Here is a 17,921-nt window from a genome sequence, read left to right as displayed (position 1 = left end):
CTTTCTTATGATTGACGATCGGTCGTTCCGTTATTGTTTCCGTTTCGTTGCTGGTTATTCGTCCCTGATGAATTGTTATTCGGATTGTTTGGTTCGTTCGGATTTGTCGGGTTTGTTGGCGTCCCCGGATTGCTTGGATTTGGCTCGCTCGGGTTTGTTGGATTTTCCGGGTTTGTTGGTGTCTCCGGAGTTTCTTCGTTTCCCGACTGTCCTGGTGACTCATTTTCGTTCGGTTGTTCCGGCTCTTCTTTTGGAATTTGCACAAGCGCTGTCGCTGGTGCGCTTTGTGTACCGTCAGCTGTCACAACGTATACTTCAAATAAGTATACGGAGCCTTCTTTCGCGTCGACAGTTAGCTGTGAATCTTTTGTTTTTGCGATAACTGTCGGTTTGCGACCGTCTACCGTTTGCCGTACTTCAAACGATACATCTTTTTCTGGGTCGATCGTATATGACCATGCGAGCGAAATCGTTTGTGTTGCTGGATCGTATTGCGCTCGTAAGTCTTTTACTGGTTCAATCACTTCCGGTTCATCTTCAGCCACTTCTGTCGGTTCTTCATAACCGCGAACGAAATATTCGTACGTAATTTCGCTTTCTGGCGTATGTTCGCTGGCGAGTTTCGGAGGATTCGTTCCTTTTTTCACCGCTAGTTTCACAACGCTTTTCGGTTGTTTAAAATCGCCGCCACTGCCGTCGTCAATATGGGAAATGACGCGTTTAAACAACTGTTTCGCATATTGTTGTTCAGGCTTCGATAAATACGCTTCACTACTTTTTTTACTAAAACCGGTCCAAATGGCAGCCGTATAGTTTGGCGTATAACCGACAAACCAGCTGTCAGGCACAGCCCCTCTTTGTAGACCATACTTGCGTCGGTCTTTTTCATCGTAGTTCGTCGTTCCTGTTTTTCCGGCAATATGAAGCCCTGGTACGTTCGCTGCTGTTCCTGTTCCAGATTGAACGACCGTTTTTAACATATCGGTAATCATAAACGCTGTATAATCTTTCATCGCCGCTTTTGGCTCTGGACGAAGATCGATTTCTGTTCCATCTGGAAACACCACTTTTTTCACCGCATGCGGTTCAATGTAAATGCCACCGTTTCCGAATGCGCTATATGCGCCAGCCATTTGTAGCGGAGATACCCCCTTGCCGACGCCGCCAACCGCATAGGCCTCATGCATTTCTTCAAAGCCCATGCCAAGCTTGTTCGCAAACTGTTTTGCTCGCTCTAAACCGACTTCTTGAAGCGCTTTTAAGGCAGGGATGTTTCGGGAACGAGCAAGTGCTGTTCGCATCGACATTTGTCCTTCATATTTGCCGTCCCAGTTTTTAATTGGCGTTCCATCAGAATATTGATACGGTTCATCTTTTAATTGATGATACGTTGACCATTTTAAATATTCAATCGCTGGGCCGTAATCGACGATCGGTTTAATGGTTGAACCTGGCTGTTTTCGTGTATCGGTTGCATAGTTAAATCCGAACGTAACACCTTCTTCTTTTTTCCGTCCGCCGCCAAGCGCCCGAATTTCGCCTGTTTTCGTATCTACGACCGCAATACCAGCTTGAAAATCAGCTTTATTTGTACGAATGACTTCATCGGAATTCAATAAATTCTCTACATATGATTGAGCGTTCGGATCTAATGTTGTATAAATGTGCAATCCGGCAGTAAATACATCAAGCCCTGTTTTTTCTGTTACTTCATCGATCACTTGATCAATAAAGGAATCGTACGGAATATCGCTTTGTTGTTTATTTTCTGTTAATAGCGATTGAACAGGTATTTTTTTTGCCGCTTCAGCTTCTTCTTTTGAAATAAATCCGTGCTTCACCATGAGCGACAATACTGTATTGCGACGCTTTTCGGCCGCTTCTGGATGCGTAAACGGATTGTAGTTGTTCGGGCTTTGTGGAATGCCGGCGAGCAATGCCGCTTCCGGAAGCGTTAATTGCGATAAATCACTTTTGCCAAAGTACGTTTCCGCCGCTTTTGCGACACCGTACGCCCGATTTGAATAATAAATTTTGTTTAAATACATTTCTAAAATTTCGTGTTTCGAGTATTTTTGTTCAAGCCGAATGGCAAGCCATAGCTCTTGCACTTTTCGTTTTAATGTTTTTTCAGGCGTTAAAAAAGAAAGTTTGACGACTTGTTGTGTAATCGTACTTCCACCTTCAGCGCCAAATCCTTCGCGAATGTTTGCTAAAACGGCGCCGAAAAAGCGTACAATATCAAAACCGTGATGTTCGTAGAAGCGCGCATCTTCTGTCGCAAGCACCGCATGTTCAAGAACTTTTGGAATATCGTTATACGATACGTAAATGCGCTTTTGTTGGCCGAGCTCTGTTACTTTTTCGCCATTCACGTCGTACACGATCGAAGCTAAAGGATCGCGCAGCAACGTTTCATCGAGCGGCGGTGCATCTTTAATCATCCAAGCAAATGCGGCTACTCCAGAAAACATGCCAATGGTTATGATGAGCAACATGATCAGCACAATTTTTTTCATCATCGAACGCCCTCGCTCCCGCGGACGTTGTTTTTTTTGTTCTACTTGTTTTCGTTCTGTTCGTGAACGATAATTCGCCATATCGTTCCTCCTATTCTAAAAATATAGTTTGTCCACAATTTGAATATAATCGATTCGTGGATGATAGCCAAGCGGAATGAGATGGCCATGCCGTTCTACTTCCGCCTTTGTGATTGATTTGCGTCCACCTTGTTGTTTTCGCTCCCAATATTCAAGGAGGTGATGTGCATCGAATAAATACGTTTCATCGAGTGTTGTAAAACGCAAAATCACGAAGCAAATCGCTCCGTGGGCTAGTACTTGTTTCATATGTTCAATTTGATGTTCATGAAAATTTTGAAGCGGGAACGACGTACGATTTCTCGTTTCTTTTGCTTCAAAGTCAATATATTTCCCACGGTATACGCCGTTATAGTCCGTCGTTGACGGTTGTTTAAAATACGCTTCTTTAATGACGGCCGCGCTTCGTTTTGGATAATCGACTCGGACGATTTGCACCGGCGTCGGTTTTTTATGAATGACGGCAATGCCTTGAGCTAAATAATAGGCGTTTGTTTCGTTTAAATCCGCCTCTAGCGTCATTCCGCGATTTCCATACGTATCAGAAGCACGAGTATGCCATGTGCGTTCATTTTCTTTTTTTTCATATGCTCGCCCATTCGGATATTTAAACATATCATCCCCCCTTGAATGTTCAACATTATACCATATGTTTTATCTGTTCGTCATTTGCCCGAAAATTAGAAAAAAGCGAGCAAATATACTCGCTTTTTCTAAAACATGACTTTGGATATTTTTCGATTTTATGTAGAAGGGCGGTCTGGACCTTCTAGTTTTTTGTCGCCAAATCCTGTTGTTTCTTCTTGCTTCGGCTTTTGTTTTTTCTTTTGCTCTTTTTTCGCCATGTTGTCGCCTCCTTTCACCATTTTATTTTGACCGTTCATATAAAAAACATGCGAACATATTTGTCGAATTTTGTACGTATACCACTTTGTTTGCCGAATTTCTTCTAGTTTTGTCAATCGAGAAGGGACGAGGAGATGGATAGCGAATGTGTATGGCAAAGGGCGAAAGGGGAGTTGGAGGATGGAACATATTCAAATGCAATTACAACAATTGTTTGATGACATTGAACAATTAGAAAAAAAATTAAAAGAGCGTACGACTGAGCAAATGGATACACATTACGATATGCAACAAGACAGTTTACAAGACATCGAACGCCAACTCGACAACATTGAACAACAAATCGAAAAAAAAGAGACGTATATGTTCGCTCCGGCGATATAAAAAGGTGGCGCGTTGGCCACCTTTATTCTTTTACAAGTTCAATTGTCACTGGACGATGCGTTTCGCTTCCTACTGTGTCAATGGCATATTCGACAACTTCACGTTGCTTCGACTCAACATGTTCGCCATGTTTTGGCTTCTCGCTTTCATGTCCTTTTTTCTTATGGTGAAAATGAACACCACGCCCCATTTTCATCCGCCTCCTTTTCCATGCTAGCGTCTCATTTAGCATGGCACAAGAGGGGCGAAATCATTCAGCGCTTCCTGAATATTGTTCTACTCGTTCGTCATCAGGCTTATACGCTCCAAGCGCTTCTAAATCGCGCACAAGATGGCGGTATACGCCAAGCGGCAATTCATTGCGCAAATAAAGTTGACGCGCAAAGTCAAGCAGCTCGTTTGCATCGATCGGCTCATACTGTTTTGTCGCGATAAATTTGTTTTTTAATTCAATAATTGTCATAATTATTCCCTCCCCCTTTTGCACTTATCATAACATAAAAAAAGACGACATGTTAAATTCAAAAAATTGAGAATTCCGACATTGATTGACACGATTAGTCATGAACCATTTTGCGAAAAACGAATACGATGTAGTGAAAGGGGAGAGAAAAGATGTACCAGCCATGGTCTACGATGCAAATGCCGCATATGGTACCTGTTCATTATCATCCATATTATTCCCAACCGACTTCGTTTCCTATTCCACCAGTCGTTCCGCCCATGTCTCCATTTGCTACACCGCCTGCCTCTCCGTTCGTTCCACCCATGTCTCCATTCGCTCCTGCAAAGCCGCCAAGCTTGCTTGAGCAGTTTAAAACGAAAGAAGGAACGTACGATATTACAAAAATGATGAATACGATGGGGCAGGCGGTGCAAGTCATGAACCAAATGAGCGGGCTCGTAAAAGGATTAACGCAAACGTTTAAAATGTAACGTTTGCGTTTTTTTATCGTTTATTCAATTGGAATAAATGTTTTCTTTTGTGGGAGGCGAATAATAAGTTTGCCGTCTTGAAATGACGCTTGAATGTCTGATTCACGAACAGGATAAGGGAGAAAAATAGATTTTGTCGCGCGTTCATACGTTCGCTGACGATGAATCATTTTCTTTTCATCATCAATCGTTTCCGTTTGTTCATCGTAAACGACCGACAACAATAGACGTGTGTCGTCTATAAACTGTAAATGAACGTTCTCACGCTTCACATTTGGAAGATGGGCGATGATGATATATTGTTCTTTTGTTTCTCGTACATCGATTGGGATATAGATCGGCGAAAACGTGCGATGAACATATTCATCAAGCGTATACAATAATTTTTTTAATGAACGATCATCAAAAAACGAATCGAGCATATGAGATAAATCTTTTTTCATAACATATTCACTCCTTATGACATACGTTTGTTCGTAATATATGCAGGAAAAAATAAATTGTTCGCGAAACTTTTTATGTTGTGATTCGTAAATATGTGAAAGAGATGAGAAGGGAAGAGAGCGTGTGCAAAGAAAACGAGAGAAAAACAAGCGGTCAAACGTCAAACATATCGTAAACAAATATAAAGAAAAAGGAATCAACATTAGCTTATGTAAGCCGCGTGCAGCGATCAAATGGCTTTTTGTGCAAAATAGTTGCCTTTTTCCACATATATGATACAATGAAACTAAAGTTCATATATGTCAAGAGACGAAGAGAGACCATACATGCATAATAAGTAAAGCTTATTGTGCTTGTTTTGGTCTCTTTTTATTTTTATAGGGGGAATGATGATGTTTTCAGCGAAACAACGAATGGAAATAATCGAGGAAATGAGTAAAACGACGTATGATGTGCTTGTGATTGGCGGAGGTATTACCGGTTGTGGCATCGCGCTCGACGCAACGACGCGCGGAATGAAAACAGCGCTCATTGAGATGCAAGATTTTGCGGCTGGCACGTCAAGTCGTTCGACGAAACTCGTTCATGGGGGATTACGTTATTTAAAACAGTTCGAAGTAAAAATGGTCGCAGAAGTAGGAAAAGAGCGGGCCATTGTATATGAAAACGGTCCGCATGTTACGACACCAGAATGGATGTTATTGCCGATTCATCGCGGTGGCACGTTCGGGAAATGGAGTACGTCTATCGGATTATGGGTGTATGATCATTTAGCGCGCGTCAAAAAAGAGGAACGGCGAACGATGTTATCACCATATGAAACGTTGCAAAAAGAGCCGTTAATTAAACAAGACGGATTGCTTGGCGGCGGTTATTACGTTGAATATCGAACAGATGATGCACGATTGACGATTGAAGTAATAAAAAAAGCGGTGGAATGCGGAGCTCACGCAGTCAATTATGTAAAAGCAGAATCGTTTTTGTACGATGAAAATGGGCGAATCAATGGAGTGACATGTTGCGAGCAAACGACAGGGAAAACGTTTACGATATATGCGAAAAAAATTGTCAATGCGGCAGGGCCATGGGTCGATATATTACGTGAAAAAGATGGCTCACACGTCGGAAAAGAATTGCGCTTAACAAAAGGGGTGCACATTGTCGTTGATCAAGCACATTTCCCGCTTAAGCAAGCGGTATATTTTGATACGCCTGACGGTCGCATGGTATTTGCGATCCCGCGCGAAGGGAAGACGTACGTCGGCACGACAGATACGTTTTATGACGGAGATCGCGTCCACCCGAAAATGACAAGCGATGATCGCGACTATTTACTGCGCGCCATTCGATACATGTTCCCGACCGTTCATTTAACGGAACAACATATTGAATCAAGTTGGGCTGGATTGCGTCCACTCATTTATGAGGAAGGGAAAGATCCATCTGAAATTTCCCGGAAAGATGAAGTTTGGCAATCTCCATCTGGTCTGATTACGATCGCTGGGGGAAAGTTAACAGGCTATCGCAAAATGGCTGAAACGGTTGTTGATTTGATCGCTAAACAGCTAGGTGGGACGTATCCACCGTGTCAAACGAAACATTTGCCGATTTCCGGTGGGGACGTTGGCGGTGCGAGCCGATGGCATACGTTTATGTGTGAAAAAATCGCTGAAGGAATGGCTTGCGGCTTGACGGAACAACAAGCAAAACGGCTCGTGCAGCGATACGGTACGAATGTCGATCGTTTATTCGCTTTTGCTAGCACATACAATCGAGAGGAAATAGCTCTTCCTATTGATTGGTATGTGATGTGCATATATGCACTTGAATGCGAAATGACGGTAACACCGCTCGACTTTTTCATTCGGCGTACCGGAGCGCTCTTTTTTGACATTCAGGCGGTTCGTCAGTTAAAAGAAGCAGTCGTTACGTTGATGCAATCGTATTTTCATTGGACAGAAGAGGAGCGAAATAAATACGAACAGCAAGTAAACGTTGCGCTTCATGATGCCGTTATTCCGAGCAATGAAGCACAACGTTAGAGCGCTAGGCGGGATCTTCCGCCTTTTCTATTTCTTTCAATTTTTCTATAATGCGCCGTTTACGATAAAACATGGAACCAACTTCAGCAATATCAGCAATCATTGTTTGATTTGTCCACGCTCCGAATAACATCCCGACAATGGGAATCGCTTGAAATAGTTTTTTCCAGCCGTATTGATCGCGAAATGCCCAAACGATTTCCCGCCAACCTTGCAGTTGAGACATCGTTTGTCGTTCATTTTTCATCGACCATTCGTTTAAAATGGCTTGTTTTCCAACGACATCAGCAAGCGCAAATTGTAAACATTTGACGATAAATAATCGTTCTTCTTTCTCATGTGGATCAAATCCATAGATCATTGCAATTTCTTGCAACGTTTTTAAAGCGGTTCCGAGAACGACAACAACATCGAGAAGCAACGTAAACGCACCGCCAAATCCTGTCGTAGCCCCTTGATATGTCGCAAACGTTTTTCGTTTAGCAACAAGTGCTTCACACGCTTCATTCATCTTTTGTAAAGGAAGCGAGCGAACATCGTCTAACGTGATCTCCCCATAAAAAGAGGATAAAACCGCTTCTTTATTTACGAGATATTGTCCACCTGTTTGAATATATTGTCCGAGCTCATCAAGCAATTGCGCCATTTTTTTATGTATCCATGCGGGCGTGAGCCGATCAAGTAACATAAACGGTAAACGGCTCATTTTTTCCCAAAACCATATACGCTTTTGTTCTTTTTCCCATTGTTCAATGTGATGGAGCTGTTCCATTAAAAACGATTGATGATCCATTTCATTCACCTCACCGATACATACGAATGAAAACACGAGAAGTTTCAAAAAACACCGGCAATCGTGCCGGTGTTAATGAAATTGTACGTCAATTCGTTTTTTCCCATTTGATTGCGCTTTCGGAATGCGAATTTCAAGTACACCATTTTTATATGATGCTTGTACGTTTTCATGTGCAGCATGGGACGGAAGTGGAATCGTGCGATAAAATCGCCCGTAAAACCGCTCTTGTCGATGCATATGTTCATCTTTTACATCATGTTGTCGCCGCACTTGACCGCTAATTGATAATGTTTGATCGTCAATATGAATGTCAACATCTTCTTTTCGTTCTAGTCCCGGAATATCGCACGTGACAATCATTTCTTTGTCGTTTTCATGCACATCGACGCGCGGCATACGAAACATATCATCCATATGCGATAAAAAGGAAGGGAAGTTCGAAAACATACGTTCTACATCTCGGCGCATCACATCTAACGAACGAAATGGATCCATCGTAAAGCCTCCTCGTATCATATTCGATACGTATTTTGTGCAAATCGGACAAGGTTATACAAAAAAAACTTGCCTCAGCGCGAAGGCAAGTTTTCCAACTGTTGCACGTATAAACGAACGAGCTCGTATTGCTGTTTGGCATCAAGCGATGATGTGGCAATTCGCTTCACGGCTAATGAAAATTTTTCATAAGGTGATTTTCTTAAGCGCGGATGTGTCATTTCATCTAATAAATCGCGCTGAATAGCATCGAGCAGCACATGTTCCGCTTCGTTTTCCCCGACAGGCAACGAACGGTTTGACCATAATGATCGATATGCCTCTAACAGTTCCACGACTACCCCTCCTTAATCAATCCGTTCAATCGTTTCTGCCATTTGTAAAAAAGGATCTAATTCGTTTGCTTGTTGAACAAAAATCGTCAGCCGCATCGGCGTTCCATTTTTTACGACAAACACGTATACTTCGCCACTTTCAATGGCGCTTTTATATACATCGGCACCGTTTAAACGAGTTCCTTTTGTCCACGTCATTTTTTCGACTGTTCCATCTTTGCTGCTTGCCTTTACGTACTGTTCTGCTTGTTCGGCAATGAGAGACCAATCCGCTCCTTCATCAATGAGTTCAACAGTCATCGACGCTTTTTCTTCATCGAGAAAAATCATATCTTTCCCTGGCTCGACCGCTTCCGCCATATAACCGTTTAAAATATTTGCTTGAAACGGCTGATTGCTACTTTTATATATGGAAGAAGATGGTTGCGGTTGTTCGCTCGTTTCCGTTTCCGTCCGTTCAATCGTTTTCGCCATCGTCATAAACGTATTCAGCCAGTTATCTTCTTTTTTCGTAAATACCGTTAAAAACATCGGTTCATCTCCCGTCACACCAATGATATAAACGATATCGTTATCGACAGGTGCTTCATATACGATCGCATCTTCAAACGGGAGTGTGCCTTCAAACGGTGTAGCTTGTTCAGAGACGGCCATGGCTCTTTCTTTTGCGTACGTTTCCATCTGATCTTTCGCTTCTTTCGGCAGCAGCTCAATACGCATCCATTGGTCTTGTTCGCTTTCATGCATCACGACATCTTTTCCCGGTTCTTCAGCTTCTAAAGTGAATGCTGGTAATAACGAAATCGTAAACGATTGATTTGTGCTTTCGACAGGTGTGAAATTTTGTGGCGTTTGCTCTTTTGTTTCTTGTTTATGTTCGACAGGCTGTTTCGCTGGCGCTGTCGTTTGTTCGTTACATGCGGAAAGCAATGTAGCGACAGCCGCCGCACAAATGAGTAGCTTCGATCGTTGTTTCATTTGTTTCGCTCCTTTAATTGTTTTTACTTTTATTGTCTTATAGTTTCACGTTTCATGCAAGTATTCCTTTTTATATACAATGGTGCGATTTCGTCCTTGTTGCTTCGCTTCATACAAAGCGATGTCCGCTTGCTTAAATAGCTCTGATTCATTTGTTGCAAGCGTTGGAAAAACAGAAATGCCGATGGAAATCGTAATATGCACCGTTTGTTGTTGTACGAAAAACGGATGACGTTCAATCGTTGTTCGAATATGTTCGGCAAATGTCACCGCTTCATGTTCACAGCTTGAAAGTAATATTGAAAATTCTTCCCCGCCATTGCGAAAAGCCATCCCGTCTTTCGAAACGAGCGAGCGGACCAGTTCTCCAAGATCACGTAAAATGACATCCCCGCCATCATGCCCATATGTGTCGTTAATCAATTTAAAGCGATCAATATCAAATAAAATAAGAGATAAGCAGCTGTTTTTCTCTTTCGCTTGCTCGAGATGTTGCCCAAATAACGTATGAAACTGACGAACATTATAAAGCCCGGTCAAAAAATCAGTCGTTGCCCATTGTTTATAATGTTGCAACATGTCTTTTGATTGCCGAATATCTTTACAAATATTCGCAGCTACATATGTAGCGACAATCGAAATAGGCCAAAAAACAACGAGTGTTTGCGTATAGATGTGTTCATCTGGCATGTTAATAAACAAAGCAAGCGAAATGAAGCACATGCTGTAGACGTTCATCCAAAACGTTGTAATCGCTATATGTCGTTTCATTCGTTGACTGATCCATCCGCAACCGATCGCAATCGCAAGAGAAATAAAAAAAGAAACGATCGATGCAAACGTATTGCCGAACAAAAAACGCCCTGTTCCCATGATCATGCCTGCCGCCAGTGCGCTCGGCATCCCGCCGTAGTAGCTTACGACAACGAGTGGCACGTGGCGCAAATCTGCGATGATTCCATGTCCAAGCGGAATGGAAAAAAACATAAGCACGATGCTTAATAAACCGCAAAAAGCCCCAGCAAGTAAACGCATATGAAAAGGGGATTGTTGATGAATGGTAGAAGGGAAAAACTTGCTAATCAAATAAAATCCGGCAATAAGTATGCCGCTATTGGCAATAAATTGCTTAAACATCGTCCGCTCCTCCTCTCTTTGCCAATATATGCGGACGAAAAAAAATGTTGCGGACAAACGCCGCAACATTGTTAAATGGAAATGGCCCACTCGCCGTTTCGCATAATCGGCTCACGAACCCCGTCTTTTGTCACTCCATCGACGTTTAATTCATGAGAACCGATCATAAAATCTTCATGTACTAAGCTATCGTTTGCCCCACGCTCAAGCAGTTCTTCTGTACGCATATTTGTCCCGCCTTCGATGTTTGTCGGGTACGCTTTTCCGAGCGCTAAATGTGAGGCAGCGTTTTCATCAAATAACGTATTATAAAAGACAAGATTTGATTGTGAAATTGGAGATTGATGTGGTACGAGCGCAATTTCTCCTAGTCGGCGTGCGCCTTCGTCTGTATCAAGCAAATGTTTGAGCGTGTCATAGCCGACTTCTGCAGTAAAATCAACGACTTTTCCGTCTTTAAATGTAAGCGTAAAACCGTCAATAATATTGCCGCCATAGTTCAGCGGTTTCGTATTTCGCACAACCCCGTTCGTTCCATCTTTATGTGGCATTGTAAACACTTCTTCTGTTGGCATATTCGGATTAAATACGATGCCGTCTGTACTTTTTGCTGCACCACCGGCCCAAATATGTCCATCTGGCAGTTCAACTGTTAAGTCTGTCCCTGGGCCGTTATAAATGAGCTGTTTATATTGCTTATTGTTTAAATAATCAACGATGCGAGCTAATTTTTCATTATGCGCTTTCCATGCTGCGATCGGATCTTCTTGATCGACGCGTGTGACGCGGAAAATGACTTCCCATAACGCTTTTATTCCTTCTTCTTCGCTCATATGAGGAAATACTTTTTTCGCCCATGCAGGTGTCGGCACGGCAATTAAAGACCAGCAGTTATGGTCCGCCATTAAGCGACTGCGGTAATGTTGTAGCGCAAGGCTTGCCGCTTTTGTTGCCGCAGCTACACGTGCCGGATCAATATCTTTCAATAAATCTGGATTTGGTGCATAAATACTTAAAAACGCCCCACCTTTTTCAGCCACTTCTTCACGTCCTTTGGCAAGCCAAGACGGATATTCATGAAGCGCTTCTTCGGGTGCATGTTTAAATTTTATGTACGTGATTTCTTCATCGCTCCACTCGACATGCACATGTTTTGCACCAGCTTCGTACGCTTTTTTCGCAATTTCACGTACAAGTGGGGCAGACGGAAGCGGAGCGTTAATATACAACGTTTGCCCAGGTTGAATGTTAACGCCAACACGTACAGCTAATTCTGCATATTTTTGTAACATACCAAAGCCTCCTTGTTGTAAAGCATACTATCATTTTAACAAAAGGAACGATGTTGTGAAAACATTTTCGCCTGTATTATGATTAAGGAAGGAACATAACGAGAAAGGGAATGACTTATGGCATGTGGTGACCAACAATTATTTTATATTGAGGGACTATTTATTTGTGCTTATGAACGAACAGTTGATGTGCAAGTGAAAGGAGAGACGCTTACGTTTACAACGAACGAGCCGATCATTGGCTTTTGTGCAGGGGATGATGTTGGCGTCGCTTTTTATGAAATAGATGGGGAGAAAAAGCTGATTTCGCTTGAAAGAAAAGACGGCCCACCACTTTCGTATGTAAATGGGGAATGGTTTGCTGAAATTATATTTGTCGAATCGATTGATGCGACAACGTTTTTATTTGATTTGTATCGTTCACCTTATCGCGATTACGAACAGATGATTACGAACGAGCCGTTTTCATGTGAACGCGAAACGATCATGACGGTTGTTTTCGTTCGTGAAAATGGAAAAAATATATTGAAAAAGGTTGTTGGATAATGCGTGTCGTCATTGCGCCAGATTCATTTAAAGGAAGCTTATCAGCAAAAAACGTATGTTCCATTATAAAAGAAGCATTTCAACATGAATATCCAGAAGCGACTGTCATTGCAGTTCCGATGGCAGACGGAGGAGAAGGAACAATGGAAGCGATCGTTTCAGCAATGAACGGTTCCGTTCGCTATGTAACGGTTCGCGGTCCGCTGTTTGAAACGCGGCAAGCCGCATACGGTGTCGTTGGGGATACGGTCATTATTGAAGTCGCGCAAGTGATCGGCTTACCACTCGTTCCGAATGAAAAGCGTCATCCGCTTTATACGACAACATATGGTGTAGGTGAAATCATTACCGCAGCGCTTCATGCGGGGTATCGCCGGTTTGTGATCGGGCTTGGCGGGAGTAGCACAAACGATGGTGGTTTCGGAATGTTATGTGCGCTTGGAGCGGCGTTTACAAATGAAAAAGGGGAGTCATTGCCGCCCATGCCTTCTTCTTTGCCACATATTGCCCATGTCCATATGGCATCGCTTGATCGACGGATATATGAAAGCGAATTTCTTATCGCTTGCGATGTCGATAATCCACTTTATGGCGAGCGAGGAGCATCGTACGTATTCGGACCACAAAAAGGGGCAGATCGTGAAACGGTTCGCACATTAGATAAATGGCTATATACGTATGCGGAAAAAATCGAGCAGCAAATCGGGCGCTCATACGCTCTTGAACGCGGAGCAGGAGCGGCAGGCGGTTTAGGATTTGCCTTTTTATTGCTCGGTGGAACGTTGATTTCTGGAGCAAAACTTGTCGGTGAAACAGTGCAATTGCCACAAAAAGTGAAGCATGCCCACATCGTCATTACTGGCGAAGGACAAAGCGACGAACAAACGGTATATGGAAAAGTGCCGTTTTATGTTGGTCAATTAGCCAAACAATATGATGTTCCTGCTTTTTTATTGTCCGGTAGCCTCGGTGACGGATTTGAAAAACTATATGAATATTTCGTTACTTGTGATGCCATTGCGACAAAACCGATGACGGTAGAACAAAGTATGCAATCAGCGGCTACACTTTTATATACAAAAGCACGCAATCTTGCACGAACGCTCAAGCGGTTTTCGTAGTCGAAAACCGCTTGAATAATGCCCAAATTCTCCTAATTAAACATTGTTCTAAATAAACAACGTGTCATCCTCTTTTTCTTATTCTGTCTGTTCAACTAATTCAGTCGATAAGGAAGATAAGTGTCGCATAACCCGATGAATTTCTTCAATTGAGTGTAAAATATAGTCAATTTGTTGTTGGCTCTCGTGAAATAAATGAATATGATGATCGAGCTCCATTTTTGATGCGACCATCGTCCCTTTTGTTTGCTCCATTTGTTTGGCTGCTTCTGTCGCGATCGTGCTCATGCCGTTCATTTTTTGCACAAGTATTTCAACTTGTCGATAATTCGTTTCTACTCCTTCAATAATGTGAGCGCTCATTTGTTTTGTGTACTCAGCAAGTTTACGTACTTCATCCGCCACGACAGCAAACCCTTTTCCTGCCTCTCCTGCCCGTGCCGCTTCGATCGCAGCATTTAGAGCAAGCAAGTTTGTTTGATCAGCAATCGTTTGAATTTGGGAAGATGTGCTACGAATGACATCTGATGAGTTAGATAACTGTTGCAAAATAGTAAGCACGTCGCTAACTTTGTCGACCACTTCATCGAATGTTACGCGTGTTTGCTCGACTTGTTTTTCTGTTGTATTCATAAGACCAGACAAGTTTTTACTGCTTCTTTCTGTCATCTCCGTTTGTGCGCGTACGTTTTTCGCTTTTTCTTCCGTTTCACTTAGTGCAGCTTCTGTTTGTTCAATAGAAGCGGCAAGTTGCTGTCCTATGTCACGCAGTTGTAATTGAATAGAAGTTTGTTTGTTATTCAGTTGCTCCAATTCTTTCATTCGATCATCCATATAGGCGCTCATAATAAGTTGTGAGTCAAAATTAATAAGATGGAAAAGAGCAGTGACTACATGAGTCCATTTATCGATTCGTCCTTCTTGTTCCGCATATGGTAATAGGCGCGGAAGAAGAGCAGTTACGATCGCTTCATATGTTGCGATCATCCATTCGATCGGTAAGCCACGTTTATGATGATTACTACCGAGTTGCTTGCGAAAAGAGATATACTCTTCATTAATTGTTGCTGAAAAAAGAGAATCGACATATTGAACAAACACTTGTTTTAAACGCTCGCGCGTCGTTTTTGCATGTGCGACTGACTGCAATAATGAAAACGAATATAAATGATTGAGCACGTCTTCCACTGCCTCATCAACATGTTCCATAACGAGCGGTTTCATTTCACTCAATAGTTGTAAATGCCCTTCCGTCACTCCCATGTAAGACAGTCGTGCTTTTACTTCATTTGTTGTATGTACCATCGGTTCTCTACTGTCTAAGTAAAACGGCGAAAGCTGTTTTTTATGTTTAGTAAAAAGCATAGAACGTCACTCCTTTTTATTTTGTAATCCAATTATATTCCTTTTGTTAATGAATTGACGAACAATAATGCTCTGTAGATATATTAAACATTGTTCTAAATGAACAATAAAAGAAAAGAGAAACACATTTTTAACTATACAGTTCGTTGTCCTATTCGTTTCTTTTTCTTGTGCATATGATGTGAAAAAAGGAGGGGTGCGGGTGCAAGTCATTGTTTTTATGTATGTCATCGTTTATTACATCGCATTGTTTAGTACGTCTGGACAAACAGAAATGGTTGTTAGTTCGTTCTTTTCATTAGGTGGCATATTTCTTTCAGCCATTTTGTTATGGCGCGCGTCGATTCGTATAAAAACGAATGAGCGAATATTTTGGAAATGGATGACCATCGGTGCAATTTGTTACTTGATCGCCGAAACGATTTATCGCATATACGAGTGGTCGTCTCAAACCGAACCTCCGTTTCCGAATTGGTCGGACGTATTTTATATTGCTCATTCATTGATGTATATTGCTTCATTACTATATATCATCATGCAACAACGAAAACAAATAGCGATGTGGCAAGCGTTATTCGATGCGCTCATCGTGACATGTGTGACGATGGCATATAGCTGGATATATATCATTCAACCGATTATTCGTTTAGAAGAAAAAGTCTTATATGTCGCTGTTTTAGTTGCTTATCCTTTCCTTGATCTCGTGATGTTATTTTTACTGTTGCTTCTCTTTTTTGTCACAAATGTTCGTCGGATTTGGCTATGGAATATTGTAGGTGTTGGATTGTTTGTGTTTACAGATACGATATATTTCATTCAAATGATGCAATGGAATGATGTATACAGTTCGTGGTTAGATCCGCTATGGATGATGAGTTTACTCATGATCAGTTTGTCAAGTTATGATGCAAAAGAAGGAGAGTTATCTTTTCAAAAGGAAGAACAATCGTTCCATATAAAAGTTCTCTTTCCATATATCAGTTTTCTTACTTTGATGTGGATGCCTTTTATTTATCTTGGTGACCAGATCGTCATCACATGTTTTGCTTTTGCGGTTGTATTCATTTTCATTCGTCAATTTATGACGTTAAAAGAAAACCGTCAGCTCGTTCAACAATTACAAACATTAAACAACGACTTAGAACAAAAAGTCATGAAACGCACGCAAGAGTTGACTCAGCTGAATGAGCAATTAACATACGCTGCGAATCACGATTTTTTAACAGGGCTTTTTAATCGCAGAGCTTTCGTAACTGCACTTGAGCAGTCGATCGCTCAAGCGAATAAACAAAAACATAGCATGGCCGTTGTTTTTATTGATGTCGATCGCTTTAAACAAATCAATGACTATTTTGGACATGAAATAGGTGATACGCTCATTGTACAAATCGGTCAATGGTTAAAAAAACAAGTCCGCTCAACAGATATCGTAGCACGACAAGGCGGAGATGAATTTACGATTATTGTTACACCAATTTATCACTTACATGAATTACAAACGATTGTTGAAAAAATGATGACCATTACCGAACAACCGATGACAGTTAAACATTTAGATGTGCGCATCACGTTAAGTGTAGGAATTGCTGTTTACCCATTCGACGGAGAAACGAGCGATACGTTAATGAAGCATGCAGATATTGCAATGTATCGCGCCAAAGAGCAAGGAAAAAATCAATATCAATTTTTTAATAGCGAAATGGACCGTATCGTTTTACAAAAAACGATCATTGAAACAGCGCTTCACGAAGCGATTGAAAAAAAACAGTTCACCTTATTTTATCAGTCGCAATTTGATGTGCAAACGAAGGAATTAATCGGCATGGAAGCGCTCATTCGCTGGATTCATCCAAAGCTCGGTACAATTTCACCAAGCGTTTTTATTCCGATTGCAGAAGAAACGGGACAAATTATTCCAATCGGTGAATGGGTGATTGAAGAAGCGTGCCGACAAATGAAAAGCTGGAATGAACAAACTGGACGATCGCTTCGGATAAGCGTCAACATTTCTCCAAAACAATTTTTAAAAGAAAACTTTGTGGAACATATTCATTCCGTGTTACAAAACACGCCATTGCCACCTCATCAACTCGATTTAGAAATTACAGAAGGTGTCGCTGTATTTAAGGAACAGTATACGATTCATAAGCTCCAACAACTAAAGCAGCTCGGCGTGCACATATCGATTGACGATTTCGGGACAGGTTACTCATCGCTCAGTTATTTGCGCAAATTTCCGATTGATCGACTAAAAATTGCAAAACCGTTTATCGATGGAATGACGGAGGAAAAAGAAGACGTTGCCGTCGTTAAAGCGATTATTGTGCTGGCGAAAAACTTAAAATTGCGCGTCATTGCTGAAGGAGTCGAGACGTTGCAACAGTTAGATATTCTTCGTTCCCTTCAATGCGATGAAATTCAAGGATATGTGCTCGGTAAACCACTTCCAGCAGACGTATTTGAAAAAACATACATCAAAAACCAACTTCCAAACGAATGAAGTTGGTTTTTTTCAAAAAAAATGCATTGACAATGATAATCAATTCGTGTAAATTACAATATGTATTGATATTAATTCTCAATATCGATTAGTTAACTTGTTGT

General features: G+C 41.6%; 19 protein-coding genes. 7 read left to right on the top strand and 12 right to left on the bottom strand.

The window, feature by feature from the left end:
- Positions 1–5: 5 nt before the first annotated feature.
- Together AFK25_RS08685 and recU are read right to left on the bottom strand one after the other, a co-directional pair.
- Positions 6–2,600, bottom strand: coding sequence for a transglycosylase domain-containing protein (locus tag AFK25_RS08685; protein WP_035066992.1), 2,595 nt, complete (start codon positions 2,598–2,600; stop codon positions 6–8).
- A gap of 15 nt (positions 2,601–2,615) precedes the next feature.
- Complete coding sequence (gene recU, locus AFK25_RS08680; RefSeq protein ID WP_009373633.1) at positions 2,616–3,215, bottom strand: Holliday junction resolvase RecU; 600 nt, start codon at positions 3,213–3,215, stop codon at positions 2,616–2,618.
- 411 nt (positions 3,216–3,626) lie between these two features.
- Between recU and AFK25_RS08675 the strand changes: the two genes are divergently transcribed.
- On the top strand, positions 3,627–3,830 hold the full coding sequence (locus AFK25_RS08675; protein WP_009373629.1) for a hypothetical protein: 204 nt from the start codon (positions 3,627–3,629) through the stop codon (positions 3,828–3,830).
- A 22-nt stretch (positions 3,831–3,852) separates the two neighbouring features.
- Here AFK25_RS08675 and AFK25_RS15120 read toward each other — a convergent pair whose 3' ends face one another.
- Both AFK25_RS15120 and AFK25_RS08670 read right to left on the bottom strand, forming a co-directional pair.
- Positions 3,853–4,020, bottom strand: coding sequence for a hypothetical protein (locus AFK25_RS15120; RefSeq protein WP_165569764.1), 168 nt, complete (start codon positions 4,018–4,020; stop codon positions 3,853–3,855).
- Between the two features lie 60 nt (positions 4,021–4,080).
- Positions 4,081–4,293: a YppF family protein gene (locus tag AFK25_RS08670; RefSeq protein WP_009373627.1), complete on the bottom strand. Its 213-nt coding sequence runs from the start codon at positions 4,291–4,293 to the stop codon at positions 4,081–4,083.
- Positions 4,294–4,445: 152 nt separating this feature from the next.
- Between AFK25_RS08670 and AFK25_RS08665 the strand changes: the two genes are divergently transcribed.
- Complete coding sequence (locus tag AFK25_RS08665) at positions 4,446–4,766, top strand: YppG family protein (RefSeq protein ID WP_035066994.1); 321 nt, start codon at positions 4,446–4,448, stop codon at positions 4,764–4,766.
- A 20-nt stretch (positions 4,767–4,786) separates the two neighbouring features.
- On the opposite strand, the gene AFK25_RS08660 is transcribed toward AFK25_RS08665, so the two are convergent.
- The gene (locus AFK25_RS08660) at positions 4,787–5,209 is read right to left on the bottom strand and encodes an Hsp20 family protein (RefSeq protein WP_009373625.1); all 423 of its coding nucleotides are present in this window, start codon (positions 5,207–5,209) and stop codon (positions 4,787–4,789) included.
- 124 nt (positions 5,210–5,333) lie between these two features.
- Here AFK25_RS08660 and AFK25_RS15005 point away from each other — a divergent pair, with 124 nt between their 5' ends.
- Both AFK25_RS15005 and AFK25_RS08655 read left to right on the top strand, forming a co-directional pair.
- Positions 5,334–5,486, top strand: coding sequence for a hypothetical protein (locus tag AFK25_RS15005; RefSeq protein ID WP_019417580.1), 153 nt, complete (start codon positions 5,334–5,336; stop codon positions 5,484–5,486).
- Between the two features lie 113 nt (positions 5,487–5,599).
- Positions 5,600–7,252 carry a glycerol-3-phosphate dehydrogenase/oxidase gene (locus AFK25_RS08655; protein WP_035066996.1) on the top strand — a complete coding sequence of 551 codons (1,653 nt, stop codon included), beginning with the start codon at positions 5,600–5,602 and terminating at the stop codon, positions 7,250–7,252.
- 4 nt (positions 7,253–7,256) lie between these two features.
- Here the strand turns inward: AFK25_RS08655 and AFK25_RS08650 are convergent, their stop codons facing one another.
- The 6 genes from AFK25_RS08650 to AFK25_RS08625 form a co-directional block, all read right to left on the bottom strand.
- The gene (locus AFK25_RS08650) at positions 7,257–8,045 is read right to left on the bottom strand and encodes an EcsC family protein (protein WP_009373623.1); all 789 of its coding nucleotides are present in this window, start codon (positions 8,043–8,045) and stop codon (positions 7,257–7,259) included.
- A gap of 72 nt (positions 8,046–8,117) precedes the next feature.
- Positions 8,118–8,543, bottom strand: coding sequence for an Hsp20/alpha crystallin family protein (locus AFK25_RS08645; RefSeq protein ID WP_035066998.1), 426 nt, complete (start codon positions 8,541–8,543; stop codon positions 8,118–8,120).
- Positions 8,544–8,617: 74 nt separating this feature from the next.
- Complete coding sequence (locus AFK25_RS08640; RefSeq protein WP_009373621.1) at positions 8,618–8,878, bottom strand: hypothetical protein; 261 nt, start codon at positions 8,876–8,878, stop codon at positions 8,618–8,620.
- 12 nt (positions 8,879–8,890) lie between these two features.
- Positions 8,891–9,856, bottom strand: coding sequence for a hypothetical protein (locus AFK25_RS08635; protein ID WP_035067000.1), 966 nt, complete (start codon positions 9,854–9,856; stop codon positions 8,891–8,893).
- A gap of 45 nt (positions 9,857–9,901) precedes the next feature.
- Positions 9,902–10,993 carry a GGDEF domain-containing protein gene (locus tag AFK25_RS08630; protein ID WP_019417577.1) on the bottom strand — a complete coding sequence of 364 codons (1,092 nt, stop codon included), beginning with the start codon at positions 10,991–10,993 and terminating at the stop codon, positions 9,902–9,904.
- A 71-nt stretch (positions 10,994–11,064) separates the two neighbouring features.
- Positions 11,065–12,285: an aminopeptidase gene (locus tag AFK25_RS08625; protein ID WP_019417576.1), complete on the bottom strand. Its 1,221-nt coding sequence runs from the start codon at positions 12,283–12,285 to the stop codon at positions 11,065–11,067.
- Positions 12,286–12,402: 117 nt separating this feature from the next.
- On the opposite strand from AFK25_RS08625, the gene AFK25_RS08620 reads away from it, so the two are divergent.
- Positions 12,403–12,831 (top strand): hypothetical protein, encoded by a 429-nt coding sequence (locus AFK25_RS08620; protein WP_009373616.1) that lies wholly within the window; start codon positions 12,403–12,405, stop codon positions 12,829–12,831.
- Positions 12,831–13,952 (top strand): glycerate kinase, encoded by a 1,122-nt coding sequence (locus AFK25_RS08615; RefSeq protein WP_035067001.1) that lies wholly within the window; start codon positions 12,831–12,833, stop codon positions 13,950–13,952. The genes AFK25_RS08620 and AFK25_RS08615 overlap by 1 nt, the downstream gene beginning before the upstream one ends.
- Positions 13,953–14,030: 78 nt before the next feature.
- Here the strand turns inward: AFK25_RS08615 and AFK25_RS08610 are convergent, their stop codons facing one another.
- Positions 14,031–15,317: a globin-coupled sensor protein gene (locus AFK25_RS08610; RefSeq protein ID WP_035067003.1), complete on the bottom strand. Its 1,287-nt coding sequence runs from the start codon at positions 15,315–15,317 to the stop codon at positions 14,031–14,033.
- Positions 15,318–15,519: 202 nt separating this feature from the next.
- Between AFK25_RS08610 and AFK25_RS08605 the strand changes: the two genes are divergently transcribed.
- Complete coding sequence (locus AFK25_RS08605; RefSeq protein ID WP_035067005.1) at positions 15,520–17,817, top strand: putative bifunctional diguanylate cyclase/phosphodiesterase; 2,298 nt, start codon at positions 15,520–15,522, stop codon at positions 17,815–17,817.
- Positions 17,818–17,921 lie beyond the last annotated feature (104 nt).

The organism is Anoxybacillus gonensis, from assembly GCF_001187595.1.
In the GTDB taxonomy this organism is placed as follows: Bacteria; Bacillota; Bacilli; order Bacillales; family Anoxybacillaceae; genus Anoxybacillus; species Anoxybacillus gonensis.
The sequence above is the reverse complement of the archived record's forward strand: the minus strand, read 5'-3'. Positions and strand labels throughout refer to the sequence as shown.

Bases quoted from the DNA above. Each gene is read 5' to 3' on its own strand.
- AFK25_RS08625 (WP_019417576.1), bottom strand. From the start codon at position 12,285: ATGTTACAAAAATATGCAGAATTAGCTGTACGTGTTGGCGTTAACATT.
- AFK25_RS08635 (WP_035067000.1), bottom strand. From the start codon at position 9,856: ATGAAACAACGATCGAAGCTACTCATTTGTGCGGCGGCTGTCGCTACA.
- recU (WP_009373633.1), bottom strand. From the start codon at position 3,215: ATGTTTAAATATCCGAATGGGCGAGCATATGAAAAAAAAGAAAATGAA.
- AFK25_RS08615 (WP_035067001.1), top strand. From the start codon at position 12,831: ATGCGTGTCGTCATTGCGCCAGATTCATTTAAAGGAAGCTTATCAGCA.
- AFK25_RS08670 (WP_009373627.1), bottom strand. From the start codon at position 4,293: ATGACAATTATTGAATTAAAAAACAAATTTATCGCGACAAAACAGTAT.
- AFK25_RS08665 (WP_035066994.1), top strand. From the start codon at position 4,446: ATGTACCAGCCATGGTCTACGATGCAAATGCCGCATATGGTACCTGTT.
- AFK25_RS08650 (WP_009373623.1), bottom strand. From the start codon at position 8,045: ATGGATCATCAATCGTTTTTAATGGAACAGCTCCATCACATTGAACAA.
- AFK25_RS08610 (WP_035067003.1), bottom strand. From the start codon at position 15,317: ATGCTTTTTACTAAACATAAAAAACAGCTTTCGCCGTTTTACTTAGAC.
- AFK25_RS08620 (WP_009373616.1), top strand. From the start codon at position 12,403: ATGGCATGTGGTGACCAACAATTATTTTATATTGAGGGACTATTTATT.
- AFK25_RS08660 (WP_009373625.1), bottom strand. From the start codon at position 5,209: ATGAAAAAAGATTTATCTCATATGCTCGATTCGTTTTTTGATGATCGT.
- AFK25_RS08630 (WP_019417577.1), bottom strand. From the start codon at position 10,993: ATGTTTAAGCAATTTATTGCCAATAGCGGCATACTTATTGCCGGATTT.
- AFK25_RS08655 (WP_035066996.1), top strand. From the start codon at position 5,600: ATGATGTTTTCAGCGAAACAACGAATGGAAATAATCGAGGAAATGAGT.
- AFK25_RS08645 (WP_035066998.1), bottom strand. From the start codon at position 8,543: ATGGATCCATTTCGTTCGTTAGATGTGATGCGCCGAGATGTAGAACGT.
- AFK25_RS08675 (WP_009373629.1), top strand. From the start codon at position 3,627: ATGGAACATATTCAAATGCAATTACAACAATTGTTTGATGACATTGAA.
- AFK25_RS08685 (WP_035066992.1), bottom strand. From the start codon at position 2,600: ATGGCGAATTATCGTTCACGAACAGAACGAAAACAAGTAGAACAAAAA.
- AFK25_RS15120 (WP_165569764.1), bottom strand. From the start codon at position 4,020: ATGGGGCGTGGTGTTCATTTTCACCATAAGAAAAAAGGACATGAAAGC.